The organism is uncultured Desulfobulbus sp. (assembly GCF_963662935.2).
Taxonomy (GTDB): Bacteria; Desulfobacterota; Desulfobulbia; order Desulfobulbales; family Desulfobulbaceae; genus Desulfobulbus.
In genome coordinates, this window is the sequence record NZ_CAXXTL010000002.1 from 703,017 (window position 1) to 726,311 (window position 23,295).

A 23,295-nucleotide genomic window follows, 5' to 3' on the forward strand; every position below is an offset into this window, starting at 1 on the left:
CGGGGGGCACTCTCGACCCCGGTTGTGCAGCAATGTCTCGCAGGCTAATGGCCGGGCCAGCACCCCCTATTGGCAATAATTGACGCTACCGGGTGCAGTTACTCATCCATCATTATCATTGCAACATTCTGGCATTCGTCGAAATTTTTGCCTCTTTTCTCAATTGACCGAGCCAGTCAGCCATCAATTTGTTTTTTTCGGCGGCAAGCAGCTGTTGTTCAAGATTGCGCCGCTTGTTCGCATCCATCTCTTCTTGGCGCTGACGTGAATCAATGATCTGGTAGAGGTAAAAAGAGGCCCCGACGGCGATCACTTTCTCGGGGAACACCTCTTTGCCAAGCCGCGAGAAGGCATCCTGACGAAGCTCATTGGGCACCGGGCCCGATGGTCCGCTCCGTTTCATGTATTCGGTTTCCTTACGCTGCAACTCCGAGGGCCATGCTTGTTTTTCTTTTGCTTTCTGCAACAGCTCCTCGGCAGCGGACCGAGCCAAATCGACGCTCTTTTCCTTCTTATAGTCTGTAACAGCCCGTTCGCGAATCGAAGCTAGTTCGGGCACCACCGACTCCTTGATGTCATCGACAAAAAGAATTGCATATCCGCTCGCGGTTTCCACGATGGAACTCAACTCACCCTTGCGCAAGCTGAAGGCTGCCTGCAAAAATGCGGCATCACTGACCATACCCTCCTTGGGCGGAGAGTCCTGCGCAAAAAAATCGGTTTGTTTGACGGGGCTTGCGCCTTGCAAAGTGCTGTATTTGGCCATACTGCCGGCCCTGATGATGTCTTCATAGGCAGCCGATGCCTTTTTAAAGGTAATCGCCTTCACGCCCTGCCGCTCAAGCACCTTGCGGATGGCGCCGCTGACCTCCTCGAGGGTTTGCGTCTTGGCCGGCATGATTTCTTCCAGCTTAATGATATGATAGCCGAAAGGAGTTTCTACCACACCGCTGACCTCTCCCTTCTTCAGACCAAAAACACTGTCCTCAAAGGGCTGCACCATCTGCCCTCGGCCGAAGAATCCCAAATCGCCGCCCTTATTTTTGGTCGAGTCCTCCGAAAACTGGCTGGCGAGTTGCGCAAAATCGCCGCCTTTTTTTACCTGAGCCAAAATCTTCTCCGCCTCTGCCTTTCTAGCGGCTTTAGCTTCCGGGGAATCTTCGGCGCCAATTTTGAGAAGAATATGCCGCGCCCTCCGTTTTTCAGGAGGATTGTAGGTTTCGGCATGTTCTTGATAATAGGTGCGCACAGCATCATCGCTGACCGCAACTAGTTTCAGGTCATCGTTAGAGTGAAAAGAGAGGTAGAGCAACTTGGCCTGCGGTGCGATTTTATAATTCTGCTTAACGGTCTCATACCAAGCAGCCAGCGTATCGTCGGCTACCTTGACCTGAGCGATGTAGTCCTCAGTGTTCACCGCCGCATAGACAAGCTTCATCTCCTGATCAACGTAATCGATCCAGTTCCGCACCTCTTGCGCGGGGACAACAGAAAATGATCCAAGGGCGTCAAGAACCCGGTTCATAAGCAGGTCATTCTGGATCCCGGCTTCAAACGAGGTGGGCGAGAGTTTGTTCCGTTCCAAGACCGTCTTGTAATTGGCGAGATCGAAGCGGCCATTACTGTTAAAGACCGCCATCTCCTTGATCTTGCGCTGAACGGAATCTTTACTGATACGCATACCAATGCTTTCGGCGCCCTGCCGCAACAATTCCGACTGAATCAATTGATCCAGCACCTGCTCCTTCAGCCCGATGCTTTCGAGAAATCCTGGGGGCATCTTCCCCGCGAACTGCTGTTTGTAACTCTCAATCGCCCGCTCGTAGCTTTGTTGAAAGTCACGGTAGGGTATCTCCTTGCCATTGACGACCGCCAGTGCATTGGGATTGTCCTTCAGGTTGGTCCCCACCCCCCAGAAAATAAAGACGATGGCAATAATAACGACAATAGCCTGAACAACTACCGACTGAGCGTTTTTCCTTAAAATATTCAACATGATATGCGTAACTCCCTGAGCGGTTCGACAGCGTCCCTTTTTTTTGGAAAGCGCATTATGTTCAATTTGTCAGCAAGTTACCAGAGAAAAATGCAAACCGATGATTCAAAACAATGCCTGAGGCCTCATTCAAAAAAAACAGGGTGTTTGCTTGACAAAGACCACCCCCTATAGTATTTAACTGGTGATTTTTTAGATTAGGCTTTCATTACTCACCATATTAAAAACTTTGGCCAAAGGAGGAACACATGGCAAGTATTGAGCACAAGGGTAAATCCTACGAGGTAGACGAAGACGGTTTTCTGTTGAAAGGCGCTGAAGAGTGGGACGAGAACTGGGTTGACTACGTAAAATCCGTTGAAGGTATCGTAGACATCACTGACGAGCACCAGAAAGTTATCGATGCACTGCAAGAGTACTACAAGAAGAACGGTATTGCTCCTATGGTTCGTATCCTTTCCAAAACCACTGGTTTCCCGTTGAAGCGCATCTACGAGTTGTTTCCGTCAGGACCTGGTAAAGGCGCCTGTAAAATGGCTGGTCTGCCGAAACCGACTGGTTGCGTCTGATTTACCAATTTTTATACGCATTACAAAAAAGGCTGCCTTGGGGCAGCCTTTTTTATTTCAACGTTTCTCTGGCAAAAAGGGGCGTATGGTCAACATTCGCCATCGGGCGCTGAGACCTTAAAACGACATCTCCAGAAAATGGGCATGAAAACGAGTCATGTCCGCTCCACATTTCCCGCAAATAAATTTCACCTCTCCAAAAATTTCGGTAATGTTTTCCTCCGGAGTAAAGGCCCCATCGCTGTTCTGCTGATAGTGGGTCGTCACCAGGACATTTTCGGCGATTTCGATAAAATGCTTGGTGTTGCCGCACTGCTGACAGGAAATGCGGCCGGCCGGCTCACTGGTGGGAATATGGACTTTTTTCATAGATCACAATGGATTGATTTGGATTAATTTGGATTAAAAACAATTTACCAATGGCCTTCAGCCGGATACACTGGAGCGTTTCAGGACGAAAACCGGACGGCAAAAGAACCGGTGTCGCCCTGAGGTTCTTCCTCGTACTTTTCAACGTGGGTAACACGGGCATAGGGAGAACCGATGGACAGCCAAGCCATCAGGGCGTCAACTTGGTCCTCTTCCCCTTCGCAGAGTAACGCAACGGTGCCATCATGCTGGTTTTTCACCCAACCTGAAACCCCAAGGCGCTCCGCCTCACGCCGCGTATATTCACGAAAGGCCACCCCTTGTACCCGGCCATGCACAATTGCCGCCACCCGTTTTCGACTCATCGGGACGCCCCCGCGATCAATGAAAGAAAGGCTTCCTCCGGAAGGAGAACAAGCCCCATTTCTTCCGCCTTCTTTCTTTTGCTGCCCGCCTTTTCACCGACCACGACATCCGTCACCCGATGACTGAGGCTGCTGGCCACCTGCCCGCCTTGTGCCTTGACCACTTGCTTGGCCTCGTCCCTGGAGAGAGCCTGCAAGGTTCCGGTAAAAAGAAAAACCCGACCGGTCAAGAGCGCCTGGCTTTTTTCTTGCGCCTGAAAAACAAGCCCTAATTGGAAGAGCTGTTCGACCATCTGCCGGGTGGTGGGATCGTGAAAATACTCAGCCAACGACTCCGCCGTCTGCTCACCGATCCCTTCTATTTGGACAAACTTTTCCTTTTTAGCTGCCATCAACTGATGGAGATCGGTAAAATGCTGAGCCAACAGGCCGGCGGTCACCTCTCCCACATGGCGAATGCCAAGGGCGCCGATGAACTGCGCAAGTCCCATTGTTTTCTTGCTTTCGATAGCCGCAAGCGCATTGTGGGCCGATTTTTCGCCCCAACCGTCGAGATTGGCGAGTTTTTCGGCATCGAGCCGAAAAAAATCAGGGATTGTTCGAATAAGTCCCTCGCGAACCAGGTGTTCTATGTTTTTCTTACCCAATCCCTCCAGATCCAACCCGCTTTTGCCGACAAAATAGATCAACTTCCGCAGATGCTGAGCCGGGCAGAAAGGATTGACGCAGCGGGTCACCGCTTCCCCGTCAGTCTGCACCAGGGGTTCGCCGCATTCCGGACATGTGGTGGGAAAAACTATCGGCTGCTCGCAGCCGCTTCGCATTTCCGGAATGACCTTCACAATCTCCGGGATGACGTCGCCAGCCCGCTGGATAAGCACCGTATCGTGCAGACGGAGGCCTTTCCGTTCGATTTCATCCTTATTGTGGAGCGTTGCCCGCTTAACCACCACGCCATTGACCTCGACCGGTCGCAGATGGGCAACCGGTGTCACTGCCCCGGTCCGCCCCACCTGAAACTCAACCGCCTCGACCACGGTTGTTGCCTGAGTGGCCGGAAATTTCCAGGCTACCGCCCAGCGGGGGGCCCGAACAGTTGCTCCCAGACGTCGCTGCAAGGATAGATCGTCAACTTTGACCACCATGCCGTCGATCTCATAATCAAGAACATGGCGGCCAGCCAGAATCCGTTGGTACTGCTCTTCCACCTCTTTGAGCTCCCCGCAGACCTTGACTAGGGCGTTCACCGGAAAACCGAAGCGAAAGAGTTCCGCCAGAATGGCCTCCTGGCTGGGTGCCGCCAGGGCCTCCGGATTACCGACTCCGTAGACGAAGAAAGCAAGGGGCCGCTGGGCGGTTATTCGGGGGTCAAGCTGGCGGAGCGACCCGGCGGCGGCATTACGCGGATTGGCAAAGAGCGTTTCTCCTTCCTCCTCTCGCTGCCGGTTGAGGTGGAGAAACCCTGTTTTTGATAAAAACACCTCGCCCCTAACTATCAACTCTTCCGGAACCGCCGCCCCCTCACCTTTCTTAAGCCGCAACGGGATCGACTGAACGGTTTTCAACTGGACCGTGATATTCTCACCCACCAATCCATCTCCCCGGGTCGAGCCGACAACAAAGACTCCCTGCCGGTACACCAACTCCACCGCCAGACCATCGAGTTTGGGCTCGGTGATGAACCGAAGAGGTTCGTCCGTTTTGAGGTATCGCCTCAATTTCACTTCAAAGGCGGCAAACTCAGCGGCATTAAAAATATTCTCCAAACTGAGCATGGGCGAGGCGTGCTTAACCGGGACAAAGGTCTGCAGGGGAGGGCCACCGACGCGATGGCTCGGGGAGTCTGCCGTCACCAGCTCCGGATGCGCCGCTTCAAGCGCAAGCAGCTCCCGGAACAGGACATCATACTCGCCGTCGGAAATAATCGGATCATCGAGCACATAGTAGCGATGCGCATGCAACCGGATCTGCTCCCGCAGTTGCTCCAGCTCTTCAACCTTCCCCTGCTCCATGGGTTACATGTCCTCGATCAACACCCCGCCCTTGGCGATATTGTCCCTGCTCTCCTCGTCAATAAAGAGCAAGACGGCTTCTTTCGGTTTTCCGGCGACCTCGGCAATCACATCGGTGACGCCCCGGGCGATCTTCTGTTTCTGTTCTTTGGTGAGCTTTCCAGCCACACGAATACTGACATAAGGCATACGATTCTCCTCAGGTTAATTGTTAGTAACTGGGTGTAAACGTGCAAACAGGCTCCCTGGAAAACAAGGCAATGCCGGATAACCGAATGGGCATCGATCAACCGCAGGCAAGGGTCCATCGGGGACACCGAGCATCCCCTTTTTGCAAGACAAACACCTTCAATGCAGGTAAAAGATAGCAGAAATTGACGGGTAAGTCGATGAGGTTTCGCGTCCATAATACGTAGCCCAGAACGAGGAGGGCAAGCATGCATGTGATCGTCACCGGCGGCGCCGGATATATCGGCAGCCATACCTGCCTGGAACTGTTGAATGCCGGATGCCGGGTGACCGTAATCGACAATCTCTGTAATTCGAGCAGGGAATCTATCCGGCGGGTGGAAGAGCTGACCGGGAAATCCATCGCCTTTTTTGAGGTCGACCTGTTGGATACGGACAAACTGCGCGACGTTTTCATCCAGGCTCCGGACGCAACGGCGGTTATCCATTTCGCTGGACTCAAAGCAGTAGGCGAGTCGGTGGAAAAACCACTCCTCTATTACCACAACAATCTCGGTTCAACCCTCAACCTCTGCCAAGTCATGCAGGAACGGGGGATAACCAATATCGTTTTTTCTTCCTCAGCCACGGTCTATGGCGACCCGGCCTCTGTGCCGATCAGGGAAGATTTCCCGCTGTCCTGCACCAATCCCTATGGCCGCACCAAGCTGATGGCCGAAGAGATCCTCCGTGATCTCCATGTGGCAGATCCACGGTGGAACATTATTCTTCTCCGCTATTTCAATCCGGTTGGCGCCCATGAAAGCGGACAGATCGGCGAGGACCCCAACGGCATCCCTAACAATCTCATGCCCTATGTTGCCCAGGTGGCCATCGGCAAACTGCAGGAGCTCTCGGTTTTCGGTAACGATTACCCCACTCCCGACGGGACCGGGGTGCGCGACTACATCCACGTGGTCGATCTGGCGCTCGGCCATCTCCGGGCCTTGGAAAAGCTGCAAGAGCATCCGGGCGTAGCGGTTTACAATCTGGGCACGGGCAGGGGCTATTCGGTCCTGGAGATGGTCGCCGCCTTTGCCCTGGCTAGCGGCAAACAAGTTCCCTACCGTGTCACCTGCCGCCGTGCCGGCGACATTGCCCAATGCTATGCCGACCCTGCCCTAGCGGGACGCGAGCTTGGCTGGCAGGCACGTTTCGGCATTGAGGCAATGTGTGCCGACTCCTGGCGTTGGCAGACGGCCAATCCTCACGGATATAAATAAGAAGATTGCTCCTCTTTGAATGGGCGGATTTTTTTTACTCTTTTTAACAACAGTCAGGTACGAGAAACGACGCAGTGACGACAAATGAAGACACCCTCTACGCCACCGGAGCGGTCGAAGAGGATTTTGCCTTTAACGATCGGGTGGCAGAAGTATTTGATGACATGCTCAACCGGTCCATCCCGTATTACCGCACGGTCATCGATGGGATGGCGCAACTCCTCGCCTGCAGGCTGGCTCCCAGAGCGACCCTCTACGATTTGGGCTGTTCCACAGGCACAACCCTGCTGGAATTGGCCAGGCGTCTGCCTGATATGGGATTTCATTACATTGGTATCGACAACGCCCCGGCCATGCTCGATAAGGCCCGACGAAAAAGCGCCATGTTCAACAAAAGCGAGGTGCTGCAATTTAAGGAGGGCGACATCACCAGTTGTCCCTTGCCCCTGGCGGCCGGGATTATCTGCAATTACACCTTACAATTTCTCCGCCCCCTGACCCGGCAGGCCTTTGTCGGGCGGATCTTTGATGCGCTTCCCGAAGGCGGCATCTTCCTTCTCAGTGAAAAAACCATTTCCCATGCCAGCCGCCTCAACCGTGATTTCATTGAGATTTATCATAATTTCAAAAAAAAACAGGGGTATTCGGAACTTGAAATTGCCGCCAAGCGCGAGGCCCTGGAAAACGTCTTGATTCCCTTCTCCCTGGATGAAAACATTGCACTCCTGCGGGAGGCCGGATTTGAAGAGATTGAAACCTTCTTCAAATGGTTCAACTTCACTGCCATCGTGGCCCTGAAACGATAACTCATGGATCTGCTGGATTTTTTCCCTCAGGCCAACACCGACCTGCTCAAACGACTTCTTGCCGAAAAATCCGCCTGGATCAACCAAGAGAAAAAAGGCTTCCTTCGTTACCGAACCCTCATGCAGACAGTGCACCACCTGCGGGCCGCTTCCTGTGACTTTTCCGGTGATGTGGTCCGGATCGGCACGGCTGCCGATGTGAGCCCCGGCGATCAGCAGTTAGTCCGCGAGGTTTTGCGCGGATTCATGCCGTGGCGCAAAGGCCCCTTTTCCATTTTCGGCATCGACATTGATGCCGAGTGGCGCAGCGAACGGAAATGGAACCGTATTCTTCCCGAATTACCTGAACTCGCGGGCAAGATCGTTGCTGATATCGGCTGCAACAACGGCTACTACATGTTCCGGATGGTCCAACACCGGCCAGCCTTGGTCCTCGGCTTCGAGCCTTACGTCCAGCATTACTATACCTTCAACACTCTCAATGCATTTGCCGGCCAACGGCAGCTCCAGGTCGAATTGCTCGGAATCGAACACCTCAACCTCTTTCCTGAGAGTTTTGACGTGATCTTTTGCCTCGGCATTCTGTACCATCGGCCTTCACCGGTGGAGGCACTGCGCGATCTCTACGCCGCATTAAAACCCGGTGGCTGCCTCATTGTCGAATCACAGGCCATCCCAGGAAACGAACCGATAGCCCTTTTCCCGCTCTCGACCTACGCCAAGGTTCCGGGCACTTGGTTTGTTCCCACGGCAACCTGCCTGCACAACTGGTTAACCCGGACAGGGTTCAGGGATGTCCAGCTGTTCGACGATCATGCCATGAGCAGTGAAGAACAGCGGCGAACCGCCTGGATGGACTTTGAATCCTACGAAGATTTCATTGACAAGGATAATCCGGCGTTTACTATAGAGGGATACCCTGCGCCCCGCCGGGTATTCTTCAAGGCTGCAAAAGAGTAGTCTGCGCAAGGAGTTCTCTCCAACTGTACCCCGGCTGTGGATGACAACAGCTTGACAATCGCATAACGAACTAACAAGGTGATCTGATTATGAATGCACAAGACTGCACATTGTACCACGGCGGCCTGAAAGGGGCGGAATCAGCTTTTGGCGAAAACGCCGAGAAATATGCTGTCCAGGAGGTGGTTTTCACCTTTGACAATCACCGTCTCAACCGGGACCGCAACTCGGTGACTTTAAGCGAGGATGACCTGCAACGGGGCGATATCAGCATGGAACTCGCCTCAAGGATGATGAACCGGACTTATTATGAAACCGAAAAGATCCGCCGAGTTCTGCAGACGATCTTCCATATGGTCAACAAAGGGCACCAGGTCTTTGTCATCGGTACCATCTTAGAGGACAACTCCGTCAAGGGCGGCACAGGTTGGGCAGTCGAGTTGGCAAAACTCTTCAATCGCCCGCTCCACGTCTACGACCAGACCTGCAGCCAATGGTTCACTTGGAAGGAAGGAGCCTGGAAAGAAGACAGCCCCAGGATTTGTTACAACACCTTTGTCGGTTCGGGAACGCGCTACCTGAGCGACGACGGCCTCGCTGCCATCAACCAGCTCTTTGCCGACAGTTTCAGCAAACAACCATCCTTATAGGGCTAGCCCCTACCCACGATGGGGTATCCCGATTTCCTCGCACCGCCAGTGGAAATCGGGATACTAGCTCACTTCACCGCCCTACTTACCGATGCAGAACTGGCTGAACACTGCACCCAGGACATCGTCTGGAGTGGTCAGCCCAGTGATATCGCCCAGATAGTCAAGGGCGGACTGCACCTCGACCGCCAGCAAATCGACCGGCGCACCGGCGACCATCGCCTGTTCAAATTTCCGGCAGGCCTCCAAGGTCTGAGCGAGAACAGCACGGTGCCGGGTGTTGGGCGCACAGATCATCTCCTCGGAAATTTCGCCTTTCTCGGCAACGATCACTCGATAGATCGCTTCTTGTAATTCCTCGATCCCCTGCTCTTCCTTGGCTGAGATCTTCACAATCTCGGTGCGGGAAAACTCCTTGGCCAAGGCATCCAATTGCCCGTCCGTGACCAGATCCTGCTTATTGACCACCACCAAATGATTTTTTTCCTGGATACTGTGATAGAGTTCACGATCACGATCTTCCATTCCGGCAAAGGCATCCACCAGAAACAGCACCAAGTCGGCCTCATCCAGCTTCTGTCGCGCCCGTTCGATCCCCAGGGCTTCGACCGGATCTTCATGCATCCGGATGCCGGCGGTATCAATCAGATGCACAGGGATACCGTGAATGGCTATCCGTTCCTCGATGGTGTCCCTGGTGGTGCCGGGAAGCGGCGTCACCAGTGCCCGTTCTTCCCGCAAAAGGGCATTCAACAGGCTTGATTTACCCACATTCGGCCGGCCGGCAATAACGACCGTGACGCCTTCCCGGATAATCTTGCCCTGTTCGGCCAGAGCAATCAACCGTTCCAAGGGAGCGATCACCTCCGTTTTGAGTTGAATGGCCATTACACTGGTGTTGAATATTTCAACATCGTCGTCAGGAAAATCAATCGCCACCTCCAATAAGGCCAGGATGGCAATCAGTTGCCGGCGGATGGTTTCCAGTCGCTCAAACAGTTGTCCTTGGAGTTGATTGGCGGCCAGGCGCACACCGACTTCGGTTTGGGCCTGCAAAAGATCCAAAACCGCCTCAGCCCTGGTCAGATCGATTCGGCCGGCGAGAAAAGCCCTTTTTGTGAATTCGCCCTGTTCGGCGGGCCGGCCACCCCATTCAAAGATGGTGCGCAGGATGGCTTGAAGGACGAGTGCGGAGCCATGACAGTGCAATTCGACCACATCTTCCCGGGTATAGGTATGGGGAGCCTGCATGTACACGGCCAAAGCCTCGTCCAGGATCTGTCCGTCCCGGTTAGCGACGGTGCCATAATAGAGTGTGTGGCTGGTAAAATGACTGCGAGGTTTGCGGGGAACAAAAAGCTTATGGAGCAGCGGGAGGGCTTCCGGACCTGAAATCCGGATAATGCCGATCCCTCCCGTGCCTGGCGCCGTGGCGATGGCGGCGATGGTATCAGTCGCCGGATGGACGGCCACTTTGCCCTCCTCGCTTCTTTTTTGAGACTGGCCGCCGGCCCTTGCCGGGCTTATAAATCAGCACCTTCTTGAACAATCCCTCGCCGACCGAACGGCTGCGCACACCCTTGTCTTCCTGCAACACCATGTGCACCACCCGCCGTTCGGAGGGATTGAGGGCCGGGATAGCCTGAGTCTTGCCATCCGCTTTCACCAACTCTGCCAGTTCAACGGCCCGCACCTTTAATTCTTCCGCTCTCCGCTCCCGAAAATCACCGGCATTGAGGGCCAACATAATTCTGTCCGGCAGATGCCGGGACACCATCTTGCGCAAGAGATATTGCAGGCTGTCCAGCGTCCGCCCTTCTGAACCAACGATATGAGCCTCGTGCGGCCCGGTAATGTTGCATTGGACAGTCTGCTCCTCAAAAGAGACCTGCACCTCGGAAGGTAGACCCATCAGGGTTAACAAGCGATGCAAATCGGCCTGAATGGCATCGAGGCTCTCCGCTGAAGGTGGCTCGATGGGAATCTCTTCTTCGAGCTCCTCCGGTTCATTGGCCTGCTCCTCCTCGTCGACGCCCTCTCTGTCCTGGATTTTCTCCTCCGCTGACGCCAGGACATTTTTCTGAGGAGTACACCCTGATACCGCTACCAACAGAGCAGCCTTCTCAACAGACGCAGTTCCCTCGGCCGGGGCCATCTTCTCAATGGAGTCGGTCTTCTCGACCGGGTCAGCAGGCGGGGAGGTGGCTTCGATTTCCTCGGCCAATGCAACAGCTTTGCGCTGTACCCGGATATGCGCTTTTTTCTTGCACAGACCGAAAATGCCGGCTGAACCGGTCTCCAGGACTTCGATATCCAGTTCTTCTCGGGATGCCCCAAGAGCTTTACATGCCTGCTCTATAACCTCGGCTATATCCTTACCGTAAAAATCTTTTGCTTTCGCCATGATACACCTTCTCTGCTTTAGATTCAGGCCTTATTCTTCCGATTAATGAGATACTGTTGCAAGATGGAAAGCAGGTTGTTGATCAACCAGTACAGTACCAAGCCCGAAGCGAAATTGATGAACATGACAGTGAAAACGACCGGCAAAAACTGCATGATGCGCGCTTGTGCGGGATCAGCCGTGGTTGGGGTCATCTTCTGTTGAAAAAACATGGATGCACCCATCAGCAAGGTTAAAATTGGAATGCCGTGCAGGTAGGGAACATCAAAACCGATCCACAATCTATCAGGAGCGGACAAATCCGTAATCCACAACAGGAATGGGGCATGCCGCAATTCGATGGCCGCCAGTAGCACCTGGTAGAGGGCAAAAAAGAAAGGAATCTGGATCAGCATCGGGAGACAACCGCCCACCGGGTTAACCTTATAGGTTTTATACAGGGTCATCATCTCCTGATTCATCTTGGCCGGGTCGTCCTTGTACCGCTCCCGCAATTTTGCAATTTTGGGTTGGAGCTTCTGCATGTTTTTCATGGAACTCATACCCTTTTGGGTAATAGGCCAGAAAACCAGTTTGATCAACATGGTCAGCAGAATGATGGCGACACCGTAGTTGCCACTGTATTGATGAAAGAAATTGAGCAACCACAGCATGGGCTTGCCCAAGACGTCGAACCAACCGAAATTCACTGATTTAGCCAGGTCATTACCGGCAGCCTCGAGAATTTTCAGCTTTTTTGGACCAAAATACAGCGTGTAGATATACGCCTTAGCCTCATGGGCGCCAATCGTCTGTATACCTTCCGAAATGACCGTCCGCACCTGCTTTTCCGATCCTTGCAGGGTTACTGACACCGGATTACCAGTGGCCGGGACTACGGAGGTCATAAAATAATTATCAACAAATCCGGTCCAACTTACTTTACCCTGCAGAACAACCGGCTTTTCGGCCAGAGTCTTGGGTTTTGTTTCCACCAGGGCACCGTTGACATAGGCGGCTGGGCCGGAAAACAAGAATTGGCTGCTTTCACTGGCATGGGCAAAGGGTTCGTTGTCCAGGGATAAAGCGGGAGAGACCTGCACCGACTTATCGGTTGCGTTCTGCACCTTGTATTCGGCGTTGATCAGATAACTGTCGCCGCGAAAGGTCAGTGTGCGCACAACCGTCAAGCCATCGACCGAAGAGGCGGTCATGGTCAGCTTGGCGGTCTCCGCTTCCTGGGTCAAGGCAAGGCTGCTTTTATCTCCCTTGAACACAGGCAACGAGGTGCCTGCACCATTATCAAGCGAGAAGAGCACAGGCAGATTCCCGGGTCCCTTACCAACAATCAACTGCATTGGTCCAGAATCCTGCTCCATTTTATTGCGGTAATTCTTCAGGACAAAACTCTTGAAGCCACCGCCCTGCTCCTTGATGATCGCGGTATAGAGCGGTGTATCCACCGTGATATCTTTGGCTTTGGGATCCACAGCCACCGATGGCTGAGTGCTGCCGGTCGATGCGGCAACGGCAGGTGCCGACGCCTGCTGGCTGGCCGGTTCGCTTGCCTGCTGCTGGGCCTGGGAAGCGGGAGGAGGTTGCGAAGGGGTCGGCTTAGCAAAAAAATACTGATAGCCTACCAAAATGAGAAATGAAAGAACAATGGCCAAAAAGGCTCTGTACAGATCCATGGAAGTACCTTTAGAAACCTCTGATCGCGCAGAGGTGTTGACGGGAAATAAACGTATGTCTGCTGTGGCGACTCATTTTACCGGGTCATAGCCGCCCCGGGAAAAAGGATGGCACCGTACTATCCGCCACATCGCCAGAAAAGTTCCCCGGATAGCGCCGTATTTGGTGACGGCTTCAATCGCATACTGGGAACAGGTGGGAACAAAACGGCAGGTTGGGGGGAACAGGGGAGAAAGAAGGTATTGATACCCTCTGAATATCGCTATTAAGCATATTCCTGGTATCTTGAGCCATACAGTAAAACGATGCACTCCTTCACGGGAGGAGTGCACATGGTGTTTATGCAAGGGCATCCTTTCCACCTGTTTACCCGCTGATGACTCGAGCCACACTGGTTTGCATGTCAAGCAGACTGTTAATAGCAAATCCGGGACGGATAGTAAGGACGACATCGGCAGCCGATGGAAACAGTTCCCGGTTCAGGCGGAAGACCTCCCGTATCAGCCGCTTTATCCTGTTCCGCCGTACTGCATTTCCGGCTTTTCTGTGCACACTGATCCCCAACCGGCTGTACTCAAGTGCGTTCGGCAAGAGGATCACGGCAAAGCCGTCACCTCGAAGCCGCCGCCCCGACAGGTAAACGCGCTGAAAATCCCCGGTCGTTCGCAACAGATGTTTTTTAGGGAGGGTGTACCGATCCAAGCGGTTCAGGCAGCTAACTGCTTGCGGCCCTTGGCTCTTCTTCTTTTGATCACAGCCTGACCGGTACGGGTTTTCATACGCACAAGAAAACCATGGGTGCGGGCACGTTTAGTGTTGCTGGGCTGGAAAGTTCTTTTGCTCATAATCCAATTCCTTAATTGCAGACAATCTGTTGAATAGAGATCACGAGGTGGCGAAACACCCCATGGCTCGACGGTTCTTTTTCTCACACCCGAACCTGCGTACTGATAGTGAGAATGCAGGCAAACGGGTTTTTGAACCAGAGGCGGCAGCTGCCCCTCTGTTTCCTTTTAAAAAGAGGTCTATTTTAATCACAGTGAACCTTATCTGTCAAATTATTTCACCCCCGATAAAAATCAAGCATGCAATTGCCGCCATACCAGGACTTCGATGGGGATCTTCTCTGGCACCAGGCACAAGCAGAAAAATCATGGCCGGAAGATGAGCGTCAGCACGTAATAGCGTCCCATGGATGTGGTCATCGCCCCGCGATCCTACGCCATGCCCGGCCGAGAACTACCCTCCAACGTTTCACGGCCATTACTTTCCCAAAAGTGATGGTCTCCGGCAGAGCAGGGCACGGCCCCCATAACACCTGCCAGTGCTGCATCTTCAAAATTCACCTGCTATGACAGGTGAATTGTCAGTAACCGCGGTTTCCTCCGGCTGCCGGCACCGCACCTTACCACTCCTGCGACGAAATCGTCTCCCGATACAAGAGTAGACGTTCCGGGGCCTGACCACAAGCAAACCCGACCGACCACATCGCAACATATGCTCAGCGTCCCGCACGAGGAGGCCGCGGTTCGCTTCATTGCCGCCACCTGCCCACCGGGGTTTTATGAATTGGCTCCCTAACATAGCCGGCCGGACCGGCACCAAGCAAAAGCAGGCCTCAAGTATCTTGATTATCAGAGCCCCTCCCAGGAGGGTTGCAAATATAGCCCGATACCTTATAATACCGCACTTTTCAGGAGCTGGTCTGCCGTTCCCCGTCCTTGCATCCGGAAATCCCGATTCGCCAATCCTCTGCCGTTGCGCTGAGCGCATCCATGGACAACCATGACTGACTTTGACATCGCCGTAATCGGCGCGGGCCACGCCGGTTGCGAGGCAGCACTAGCTGCGGCCCGCATGGGCTGCCGCACCCTTGTTTGCATCATCAATGCCGACACCATTGGCGCCATGTCCTGCAATCCAGCTATCGGCGGCCTGGCTAAAGGCCACCTGGTCAAGGAAATTGATGCCCTGGGCGGCGAAATGGCCAAAAATATCGACGCCACCGGCATCCAATTCCGCAGGCTCAACACCAGTAAGGGCCCGGCGGTTCGTTCCTCCAGGGCCCAAGCGGATCGGCTGCTGTACCGGCTTCGCATGAAACATATCCTGGAAAACCAGCCCAACTTGGCTATTCGTCAGGCAGTCGTTGACGAAATCCTGGTCGAAAACGGCAAGGTCGCCGGCTTGCGGACCTCGCTGGACGAACATATCCTGGTCAAGGCGATCGTTGTCGCTACCGGTACCTTCCTCAACGGCCTGATCCATATCGGCCTGAAAAATTTTCCGGCTGGCCGCATGGGGGATGCTCCCTCGACCAAACTGGCCCAGTGGTTCGCCGCCGTCGGTTTTTCGGTGGGCCGTATGAAAACCGGGACAACGCCCCGCCTCGACGGCAACACCATCGACTACTCCAAGCTGGAGGCCCAGCACACCGACGAGGAACCCGCACTGTTTTCCTACTCCTCTGGCCGCACGCCGGCACTGGCTCAGCGGCCCTGTTACATCACCTACACCAACGAACGCACCCACGAAATCATTCGCGGCTCCATCGATCAATCGCCGATGTATGCCGGCATCATTGAGGGGGTGGGCGCCCGCTACTGCCCGTCGATCGAAGACAAGGTCATGCGATTTCCCGAAAAGATCCGTCACCAGATCTTTCTCGAGCCCGAAGGCCTCGAAACGATCGAAGTGTATCCCAACGGCATCCCCACCAGCCTGCCGCTCAACACCCAAATTGCCATGGTGCAGTCCATTCCCGGATTGGAACAGGCGCGCATCATCCGCCCCGGATACGCCATTGAGTACGACTATATCGACCCGAGGGAGCTGAAACCTTCGCTTGAGACCAAAAAGATCGGCGGACTTTTCCTGGCCGGCCAGATCAATGGCACCTCCGGCTACGAAGAGGCTGCTGGTCAGGGCCTGATGGCGGCAATCAACGCCGCCCAGTATGCGCGTAGTGAAGCGCCGGTTATCCTCGACCGCTCCCAGGCCTATCTCGGTGTTCTGATTGATGACTTAGTCACACTCGGCACCAAGGAACCATACCGCCTCTTCACCTCAAGAGCAGAATACCGACTGCTGCTGCGGGAAGACAATGCGGATATGCGACTCAGGGAGATCGGGTACCGGATCGGTCTGGTCGATGAGCCGACCTGGAAGACTTTTCAGCAAAAGAAACAATGTATCGAGGAAACGGTCCATCAACTCCGAGAAACCCGAATCAAACCGCATGCCGCCATCAACGCCTTTCTCTCACGACACAATTCCACACCCATCACCCAAGCAATAACCCTTGCGGAAATACTTCGCCGGCCGGAGATTCGGCTGCACCATCTCTACGACATGGTCCAGGAAAACGATCTTCCCCTTTCATTTTCCGACGAAGCACGCACGTTCCACGACGAGATTGAACTCCAACTCAAATATGAGGGCTACATCAGGCGGCAGGAAGAGCAAATTTTTCGCTTTAAAAAACTCGAACGCATTGAACTCCCCTCCGACATGACTTACAAGGGCCTGCCGGGCCTCTCCAACGAGGTGGTGGAAAAACTGACCAGGGTGCAGCCCCGCTCGCTGGGACAGGCGTCACGGATCTCAGGGGTAACCCCAGCGGCACTGTCCGTCCTCCAGGTCCACCTGAAACGCCTGGGCATCCTTTAACCATCGTCGGGGCTCATCATGCTTGAATACCCTTCCATCAATCCGGTTCTGCTCTCCCTGGGCCCTTTGCAGGTTCGCTGGTACGGCCTTATGTACGTCATCGGCTTCACCGCCGCCTACCTACTGGTGATGCATCAGGCAAAAAAATTCCGTTGGGACCGGATGTTTCTCCATGTCGACAATCTTAACTTGGCTCTGATCCTAGGGGTCGTCCTCGGTGGACGATTAGGGTATGTGCTCTTTTACAACCCGGCGTATTATTGGGCCCATCCTACTGAAATACCAGCGATATGGACTGGAGGAATGTCCTTTCACGGTGGCTTCCTGGGGGCATTCCTGGCCGGCTTTCTTTATTGCCGCCGCACTGGATTGGATTTCTGGAAGGCCGCGGACCTGTACATCGTCACTGTGCCGGTCGGTCTTTTTTTTGGCCGGTTGGGCAATTTTATCAACGGAGAATTGTACGGCAGGATCACCAATGCCCCCTGGGCAATGATCTTTCCCCAAGGCGGCCCTCTTCCCCGGCACCCTTCGCAACTCTATGAAGCACTGCTTGAGGGACTCATCCTCTTCCTGATCCTCTGGACAACGAAGGCTAAACCATGGCAGCCGGCGAGATCCTCGGGGTGGCCGCACGGTGTCATGCTGGCCCTCTTCCTTGGGCTCTATGGCTGTTTCCGATTTCTGGTTGAGTTTGTGCGCGAACCCGATCCTCAGATCGGCCTCATTGGATCAATTTTTTCGATGGGGCAGGTGCTCTGCCTGCTGATGCTTTGTGCGGGGATTTTGCTGTGGCTGGGGCGAAAAACGGCGACCGTGGAGCAATTCAATCGGTAACGCCGTTTCTGCCATCCAATGTGAAGATATTATTCAGTTCACTGAATTTTTACCGAAAGTTCCTTTCCCGGACGAAACTTGACCACCCGGCGTGAAGGAATGGGTATTGTTTCTCCTGTTTTCGGGTTTCGACCGGTTCGAGGTGCACGGTCGACAACGGAGAAACTGCCGAATCCGGTCAGAGTCACTCGTTTGCCATCTTTTATTGCCGCAGACAAGGACGACAGCAATCCATTCAACCCCCGTTCTGCCGCGCTTTTACTGATTTGTGCCGAATTCGCTATGGTTTCAACAAGGTCGTTTTTATTCATGGGCTTCCCTCACTTCTATTGTTGATCACCGCAGGCCGCACCAACGATTTCAATGCGCCCGATCAAAGAAGCTGCAATAAAGCCCAGAGGGAAAGAAAAAACAATTGAGGGAATTACCTAATGGCAGCTAGGCAATCTTACCTAGAAAATTAAAATAGAAGAGTGAAATCAGGAGATAGCGACAGCGGATTGCCCTTAAAAAAAAGAAAAAAAACTCCATTTTTATTCGTCGGACAGAAGTACCCCGTTCCGGGCTACATGATTGACAAGATCCACGGTGTTTTTCATTTTATATTTTTTTAACAGACTCGCCCGGTGATGATCGATTGTTCTTGGGCTGAGACTGAGCATCGTGCCGATCACTCTGCTTGAACAGCCTTGGACCACCAGTTTCAACACCTGCTTTTCCCGGTCGCTGAGGCTGAAAAACGGCGTTTTGGCCTGATCCCGGAACCCAGCGATCACCTCGCCGGTTACTTCCGGTGACAACTGCGAAGAAACATAGGGTTTTCCCTCGCGAATTGTCCTGATTGCGGTGAGCAGTTCACTGTCGGAATCATCCTTGATCAGGTAGCCATGGGCGCCTGCAGCCATGGCTTGATAAAAATAGTGACTGCCCGAGTGCATGGTCAGAATCAAAATGGCCATCACCGGAAACAACTTCTTTATTTTTCCGATCGCCTCTATACCGTTCAGTTGCGGCATGGTGATATCCAGGATAGCCATGTCCGGAGGATTCTGCCGTAGACATTCCAGCAGTTCAACGCCGTTCCCCGCTTCGGCAATAATGCGTAACGAAGAATCCTTGTGAATGAGGCTCTTGAGCCCTTGCCTGATAAGGCTGTGGTCATCTGCAATAACAATGCGATAGGGTGTCATATTCTCTTGACCATCATCGAAAAATCACACTCACCGGGCAATGATCCGAGCCGGTAACATCATCATGAATAACCGCATCGATAACCCGGTCCACGCTGGCTGAATCGACGATAAAATAGTCGATTCTCCAGCCGATATTCTTGGCCCGGGCATTGAAACGGTAGCTCCACCACGTATATCGAGCCGGAGAAACATCAAATTTTCTGAACGTATCAATATACCCGGCGGCGGTAATTTCATCCATCCAGGCCCGCTCCTGTTCGGAAAAACCGGGATTTTTCACATTCGCCTTGGGATTAGCCAGGTCAATTTCCTTATGAGCCACGTTCAGATCCCCGCAAAGCACCACGGATTTGTTCTGGGAGAGGCTGTCCATGTGTTCGCGCAAGGTCCGGTTGAAGTCCTGCTTAAAGGCAAGCCGCTTCAGTTCCGGCTGGGCATTGGGAGAATAGATATTGATGAAATAAAAATCAGCAAATTCAAGGGTCAGCACACGTCCCTCCTCGTCAAACCGGGGCGAGTCAAGTCCATACCACACCTGAAGCGGGGCTATTTTGGTTAAAACTGCTGTTCCGGCATAGCCTTTCTTCTTTGCTGGGTTCCAAAACACATGATATCCTTCAACACTGCGCAATGTATCGGGCAACTGATCCGGTTGAATCTTGATTTCCTGCAAGGCGACAATGTCGGCGTCAAAATCGCGCAGCACCTTAAAAAAACCATTTTTCAGCGCAGCCCGCAAGCCGTTGACATTCCAAGAAACTAATTTTTTCCCTGCGGAAACATGCCTGGCCACTTTCTCATTTATTCCCCGCGGCGTCACGCCAATTTTCGGGCACCAGGTCGCGATCACGCAGCGATCACAATGGGGACGCACTGGCTTGCACGTTCCCTGGCCAAAAGCAACCAGAATGGCATTGATCCCTATCCAGAATTGCTCCGGCAATTTTTGCCGCAACGCCATCTCGGTCTGCAAAGGTGTTGCGGTCTGGACATATCCCCAGATGTTCATGATGCGATGCACATGGGTGTCCACGCATATCGCAGGCTTGTTAAAGGCCACCGCAACTACAAGATTGGCAGTCTTGCGCCCGACACCGGGCAGTGTGAGCAAGGAATCGACATCCTGGGGAACAACGCCAGCGAACCGTTGGTTGAGGGCCGCTGGCAATTCAGTAAGAAATTTTGCTTTGTTGCGAAAAAAACCGACCGGATAAATCAGCTTCTCCAACTCCTCAAATGAGAGCCGAGACAACTCGTCAACCGTTTCGGCCCGGGCAAAGAGCCGTCGCGATGCAGTTGCAGTCACCTCGTCTTTGGTCCGTGCCGAGAGGATGGTCGCCACCAGGATTTTGAATGGATCATGCGTCTGAGTGGCAATCAAATCGACAACAGGAACTTGATAGCCGCTAACCTCATGCTCCAAAAGAGGCAAAATTTCGTCGAGGGGAAATGTCATGTTGCATCTACGAAACGAAAGACTACCAAGCACAATCGGGAGGAATGAATTTTAACCGCACAAAAGCCATATTAAAACAACTAAGGGCAATATATATGAGCGAGTAAAAAAGAAACCCAGCACCTCATCAGCACTGGTTTTGTGGTGTGCGGCTCAAACCGCATCATAATCAAATGCTCTCAGCGCCAAGGCCGAAACTCTCTTGGACCTCAAAGCAAAACCACTTCTCCGGTGGACAGATCGTAATAGGTTGCAACAACGAGCACCTTGCCCTCAGTGACCAGATCGGCGATAATCGGCTCGGATTCTTCGATCTTCTTGGCGGTGGTTTTGGCAAGTTCCTTGGCGGCGTTATTAGTCCAGAGTCCCTCCTGGCCCTTAGCTTTCTTCAAGGCCGCCTCGATTGAGGGCGTCAAACTGGCGATATGGCCACCCAATTTAACACCTTGCGCAACCGCTCCGACAGCACCGCACGAGGAATGTCCCATCACCATGACCAGCGGAGTATGCAGATGCGACACCGCATACTCTATACTGCCGAGGATATGATCGTTTATAATGTTTCCAGCGACCCTCAAAATAAAAAGATCACCCAGTCCCTGATCAAAAATGTCAACCGGAGGCACCCGTGCATCGGCGCAGGCAAGAACGACAGCAATAGGATCCTGGCCTGAAACTAAACCTTTCCGCGATTCTTCACAATGATTGGGATGCTCGAGTTTTCCCGAGAGAAATCTATTATTGCCGGCCAACAATACTTGCAGTGCTTCCTTCCCTGTCATTTGTCTTTTTGCTGATTGCATTGCACACGTCCTTTTTTCATGGTCTGAGTTATTGTTTCATTCTGGAACAAAACATGAGGCCAGAGGGCTTTTGACTCTTTTCCCTTTCGGAAAAAGCGCAAAAACATATCAGCAAAAATGAATTTCAGCCACAAGGAAAATGATTGAATAGGGTAACTATGCGTCTTATCGTTGCCACAACGAAAAACAGAAATGAATTATTTTTCGTTGTAGTAATAATCCTGCTGGTACTCGTAATAGCCAAAAACCTTATAATCCAGCATGGTTGCCCGGTAAGCATTGAACACCACCCCAAGTATTTTTTCCCGGCCGATGGCATCCGCCAGAGCTTTAACGTATTCACGTCGCGAGGCGCCATGTCGCACCACAAGCACCACGCCGTCGACATGCTGGGCCAATACGGCTGTCTCGCTGGCGGCATGGAGCGGCGGGCTATCCAAAAGAACGATACGATCCTCGTACCGTTTAGCCAACTCGTCGACCAAACTAGTCATATAAGCTGAGCCAAGAAGTTCAGCAGGGTTAATGGAGCGAGGACCTGCCTGGAGAATGGAAAGTTTTTCAACGCCCGATGGCACCAGCAATTCCGATAATGGCCTTTTATGTTGGAGATAATCGGAGAGCCCCGCTTTATTGTTCAAGCCAAACAGGTTGTGCTGCATTGGTTTACGCAAATCGCAATCAACCAGCAAGCAGTAATTGTCCACTCCTTGCGCAAGGGAAATCCCCAAATTCGCACAGATAAAACTCTTCCCCTCACCAGGAGAAGCGCTGGTTACCAATATACTTCGCGGGATACTTCCGGACGGCGGAAAAAGAATTCGTGTTCGCAGAGCACGAATGCTCTCTGCCACCGGTCCGGTTGTCGCTGTGGCAAGAATCAGCCGATCATCCCATTGCCCTGGCCGCTTTACGTTTTCTTCAGCACGTTCTTCCCGAGATGGCGGCAGCAAAAAAGGGCTTGAATCCGGAGGGATCCGGTTTTCGACCACTCCTTGCCCCTCCTCCTCTCTCTCCAGGCCTACTGCTTCATCAGCCCGTTCCAAGGCCTTGAATACCTTTCCCACATTATCCTCCAACTACCATTAAAAAGACTGCTCTTGTAGCCAAGCACAGAGTTACGTCCTGCCAAAGATGGGATGCCCCACATTACCGGTAGTACTTCCATAGAAAAAACACACCAAGAAGGCCTATAAAAACCACGCCTCCGAGAAGTGCCAAATGCACCCTCTTCGTTCTTTTCGGTTTGGCAACGGGAAGGCGGTTCTCCTCGCCAGGAAAATGGAGATCGTCAACGCTCTCTTCAATCAAGTCAGCGCCGATCACTGGTTTACTCTCCGCAAACCCTGTGAGCAGGGCATGGTCACAGATAATGTTGATTAATCTGGGAGTGCCTTGACTCACACGGTGGATGACGGCAATGGCTTCTTCGGAAAAAATATTGAGGTGCCGTGCTCCCGCGTGGCGTAAACGAAAAAGGATATATTGCCTTGTCTCATCCAAAGTAAATCGATGAAGATGAAAGCGAATACCGATTCGCTGGCGCAAAGGTAACAGCCGGTCATCACTCATACGCTCATTGAGTTCCGGTTGTCCCACCAAGAATATGGAGAGCACATCCTGCCCCTTTTCCTCAAGATTGGACAGCAAACGAATTTCTTCCAACAGATCTACGGGGAGGACATGGGCTTCATCGAAGATCAGCAGCACCCGCTCGTCGTTCGTGTAACAATCTTTGAGCAGATTACCAAATTCAATCAGAAACATCGCCTTGTTGCCATCCCAATGAAGCCCAAGTTTTTTGGCAATGTAGGAGAAAAACTCATCGCGATAGAGTATCGGATTGTTGAGCAGACAAAGGTGCACATCCTGTTCAAGGGAACTGACCAGGGCCTGGAGCAGGGTGGTCTTACCCGACCCAACATCAGCGGTCAGTACCAAAAAACATTTTTTGCTCAGAATTCCATACTTAAGGATAGCCAATCCTTCCTGGTGAGTTTCACTCATAAACACCACAGCGGGGTCAGGCGTAAGGGCAAAGGGTTTTCTGGCAAGTCCGTAATACTTTGTATACATTCTATTTT

General features: G+C 52.9%; 24 protein-coding genes. 7 read left to right on the forward strand and 17 right to left on the reverse strand.

Annotated elements, in window-relative coordinates:
* Window positions 1–115: 115 nt before the first annotated feature.
* Window positions 116–1,996 carry a SurA N-terminal domain-containing protein gene (locus ACHZCX_RS07405; RefSeq protein ID WP_319586593.1) on the reverse strand — a complete coding sequence of 627 codons (1,881 nt, stop codon included), beginning with the start codon at window positions 1,994–1,996 and terminating at the stop codon, window positions 116–118.
* 248 nt (window positions 1,997–2,244) lie between these two features.
* On the opposite strand from ACHZCX_RS07405, the gene ACHZCX_RS07410 reads away from it, so the two are divergent.
* Window positions 2,245–2,565, forward strand: coding sequence for a TusE/DsrC/DsvC family sulfur relay protein (locus ACHZCX_RS07410; protein WP_306546801.1), 321 nt, complete (start codon window positions 2,245–2,247; stop codon window positions 2,563–2,565).
* Window positions 2,566–2,682: 117 nt separating this feature from the next.
* Here the strand turns inward: ACHZCX_RS07410 and ACHZCX_RS07415 are convergent, their stop codons facing one another.
* From ACHZCX_RS07415 to ACHZCX_RS07430, 4 genes are all read right to left on the reverse strand, one after another.
* A complete protein-coding gene (locus ACHZCX_RS07415; protein ID WP_319586594.1) occupies window positions 2,683–2,934 on the reverse strand; it encodes a hypothetical protein in 252 nt (83 codons plus the stop codon).
* 80 nt (window positions 2,935–3,014) lie between these two features.
* A complete protein-coding gene (locus ACHZCX_RS07420; RefSeq protein WP_319586595.1) occupies window positions 3,015–3,299 on the reverse strand; it encodes an acylphosphatase in 285 nt (94 codons plus the stop codon).
* A complete protein-coding gene (gene ligA, locus ACHZCX_RS07425) occupies window positions 3,296–5,311 on the reverse strand; it encodes an NAD-dependent DNA ligase LigA (RefSeq protein ID WP_319586596.1) in 2,016 nt (671 codons plus the stop codon). The genes ACHZCX_RS07420 and ligA overlap by 4 nt, the downstream gene beginning before the upstream one ends.
* A 3-nt stretch (window positions 5,312–5,314) precedes the next feature.
* Entirely contained in the window at window positions 5,315–5,500 is a 186-nt protein-coding gene (locus ACHZCX_RS07430; RefSeq protein ID WP_319586597.1) for a 4-oxalocrotonate tautomerase family protein, read from the reverse strand.
* A gap of 248 nt (window positions 5,501–5,748) precedes the next feature.
* Between ACHZCX_RS07430 and galE the strand changes: the two genes are divergently transcribed.
* The 4 genes from galE to ACHZCX_RS07450 all read left to right on the forward strand — a co-directional run bounded on the left by galE (window position 5,749) and on the right by ACHZCX_RS07450 (window position 9,178).
* A complete protein-coding gene (galE, locus tag ACHZCX_RS07435; protein WP_319586598.1) occupies window positions 5,749–6,762 on the forward strand; it encodes a UDP-glucose 4-epimerase GalE in 1,014 nt (337 codons plus the stop codon).
* A gap of 74 nt (window positions 6,763–6,836) precedes the next feature.
* Window positions 6,837–7,568 carry a carboxy-S-adenosyl-L-methionine synthase CmoA gene (cmoA, locus tag ACHZCX_RS07440; RefSeq protein WP_319586599.1) on the forward strand — a complete coding sequence of 244 codons (732 nt, stop codon included), beginning with the start codon at window positions 6,837–6,839 and terminating at the stop codon, window positions 7,566–7,568.
* Between the two features lie 3 nt (window positions 7,569–7,571).
* A complete protein-coding gene (gene cmoB, locus ACHZCX_RS07445) occupies window positions 7,572–8,528 on the forward strand; it encodes a tRNA 5-methoxyuridine(34)/uridine 5-oxyacetic acid(34) synthase CmoB (protein WP_319586600.1) in 957 nt (318 codons plus the stop codon).
* 89 nt (window positions 8,529–8,617) lie between these two features.
* Window positions 8,618–9,178 (forward strand): hypothetical protein, encoded by a 561-nt coding sequence (locus ACHZCX_RS07450; RefSeq protein WP_319586601.1) that lies wholly within the window; start codon window positions 8,618–8,620, stop codon window positions 9,176–9,178.
* An 81-nt stretch (window positions 9,179–9,259) separates the two neighbouring features.
* On the opposite strand, the gene mnmE is transcribed toward ACHZCX_RS07450, so the two are convergent.
* From mnmE to rpmH, 6 genes are all read right to left on the reverse strand, one after another.
* Window positions 9,260–10,651: a tRNA uridine-5-carboxymethylaminomethyl(34) synthesis GTPase MnmE gene (mnmE, locus tag ACHZCX_RS07455; RefSeq protein WP_319586602.1), complete on the reverse strand. Its 1,392-nt coding sequence runs from the start codon at window positions 10,649–10,651 to the stop codon at window positions 9,260–9,262.
* Entirely contained in the window at window positions 10,629–11,582 is a 954-nt protein-coding gene (locus ACHZCX_RS07460) for a Jag N-terminal domain-containing protein (protein ID WP_319586603.1), read from the reverse strand. The genes mnmE and ACHZCX_RS07460 overlap by 23 nt, the downstream gene beginning before the upstream one ends.
* A gap of 23 nt (window positions 11,583–11,605) precedes the next feature.
* On the reverse strand, window positions 11,606–13,252 hold the full coding sequence (gene yidC / locus ACHZCX_RS07465) for a membrane protein insertase YidC (RefSeq protein ID WP_319586604.1): 1,647 nt from the start codon (window positions 13,250–13,252) through the stop codon (window positions 11,606–11,608).
* 72 nt (window positions 13,253–13,324) lie between these two features.
* Window positions 13,325–13,606, reverse strand: a complete 282-nt coding sequence (gene yidD, locus ACHZCX_RS07470) for a membrane protein insertion efficiency factor YidD (RefSeq protein ID WP_394708775.1) — start codon at window positions 13,604–13,606, stop codon at window positions 13,325–13,327.
* 13 nt (window positions 13,607–13,619) lie between these two features.
* Window positions 13,620–13,955, reverse strand: a complete 336-nt coding sequence (gene rnpA, locus ACHZCX_RS07475; RefSeq protein WP_319586605.1) for a ribonuclease P protein component — start codon at window positions 13,953–13,955, stop codon at window positions 13,620–13,622.
* Window positions 13,956–13,960: 5 nt separating this feature from the next.
* A complete protein-coding gene (rpmH, locus tag ACHZCX_RS07480) occupies window positions 13,961–14,098 on the reverse strand; it encodes a 50S ribosomal protein L34 (protein ID WP_319586606.1) in 138 nt (45 codons plus the stop codon).
* Window positions 14,099–15,038: 940 nt separating this feature from the next.
* On the opposite strand from rpmH, the gene mnmG reads away from it, so the two are divergent.
* Entirely contained in the window at window positions 15,039–16,922 is a 1,884-nt protein-coding gene (gene mnmG, locus ACHZCX_RS07485; protein ID WP_319586607.1) for a tRNA uridine-5-carboxymethylaminomethyl(34) synthesis enzyme MnmG, read from the forward strand.
* A gap of 18 nt (window positions 16,923–16,940) precedes the next feature.
* A complete protein-coding gene (gene lgt, locus ACHZCX_RS07490; RefSeq protein ID WP_319586608.1) occupies window positions 16,941–17,759 on the forward strand; it encodes a prolipoprotein diacylglyceryl transferase in 819 nt (272 codons plus the stop codon).
* Window positions 17,760–17,797: 38 nt separating this feature from the next.
* On the opposite strand, the gene ACHZCX_RS07495 is transcribed toward lgt, so the two are convergent.
* The 6 genes from ACHZCX_RS07495 to ACHZCX_RS07520 form a co-directional block, all read right to left on the reverse strand.
* Window positions 17,798–18,070 carry an HU family DNA-binding protein gene (locus ACHZCX_RS07495; protein ID WP_319586609.1) on the reverse strand — a complete coding sequence of 91 codons (273 nt, stop codon included), beginning with the start codon at window positions 18,068–18,070 and terminating at the stop codon, window positions 17,798–17,800.
* A 222-nt stretch (window positions 18,071–18,292) separates the two neighbouring features.
* Complete coding sequence (locus ACHZCX_RS07500; protein ID WP_319586610.1) at window positions 18,293–18,949, reverse strand: response regulator transcription factor; 657 nt, start codon at window positions 18,947–18,949, stop codon at window positions 18,293–18,295.
* A gap of 13 nt (window positions 18,950–18,962) precedes the next feature.
* Window positions 18,963–20,408: an exodeoxyribonuclease III gene (locus tag ACHZCX_RS07505; protein ID WP_319586611.1), complete on the reverse strand. Its 1,446-nt coding sequence runs from the start codon at window positions 20,406–20,408 to the stop codon at window positions 18,963–18,965.
* 209 nt (window positions 20,409–20,617) lie between these two features.
* Window positions 20,618–21,211: a carbonic anhydrase gene (locus ACHZCX_RS07510; RefSeq protein ID WP_319586612.1), complete on the reverse strand. Its 594-nt coding sequence runs from the start codon at window positions 21,209–21,211 to the stop codon at window positions 20,618–20,620.
* A gap of 197 nt (window positions 21,212–21,408) precedes the next feature.
* Window positions 21,409–22,278 (reverse strand): polysaccharide biosynthesis tyrosine autokinase, encoded by an 870-nt coding sequence (locus tag ACHZCX_RS07515; RefSeq protein WP_319586613.1) that lies wholly within the window; start codon window positions 22,276–22,278, stop codon window positions 21,409–21,411.
* A gap of 82 nt (window positions 22,279–22,360) precedes the next feature.
* A complete protein-coding gene (locus ACHZCX_RS07520) occupies window positions 22,361–23,287 on the reverse strand; it encodes an AAA family ATPase (RefSeq protein WP_319586614.1) in 927 nt (308 codons plus the stop codon).
* Window positions 23,288–23,295 lie beyond the last annotated feature (8 nt).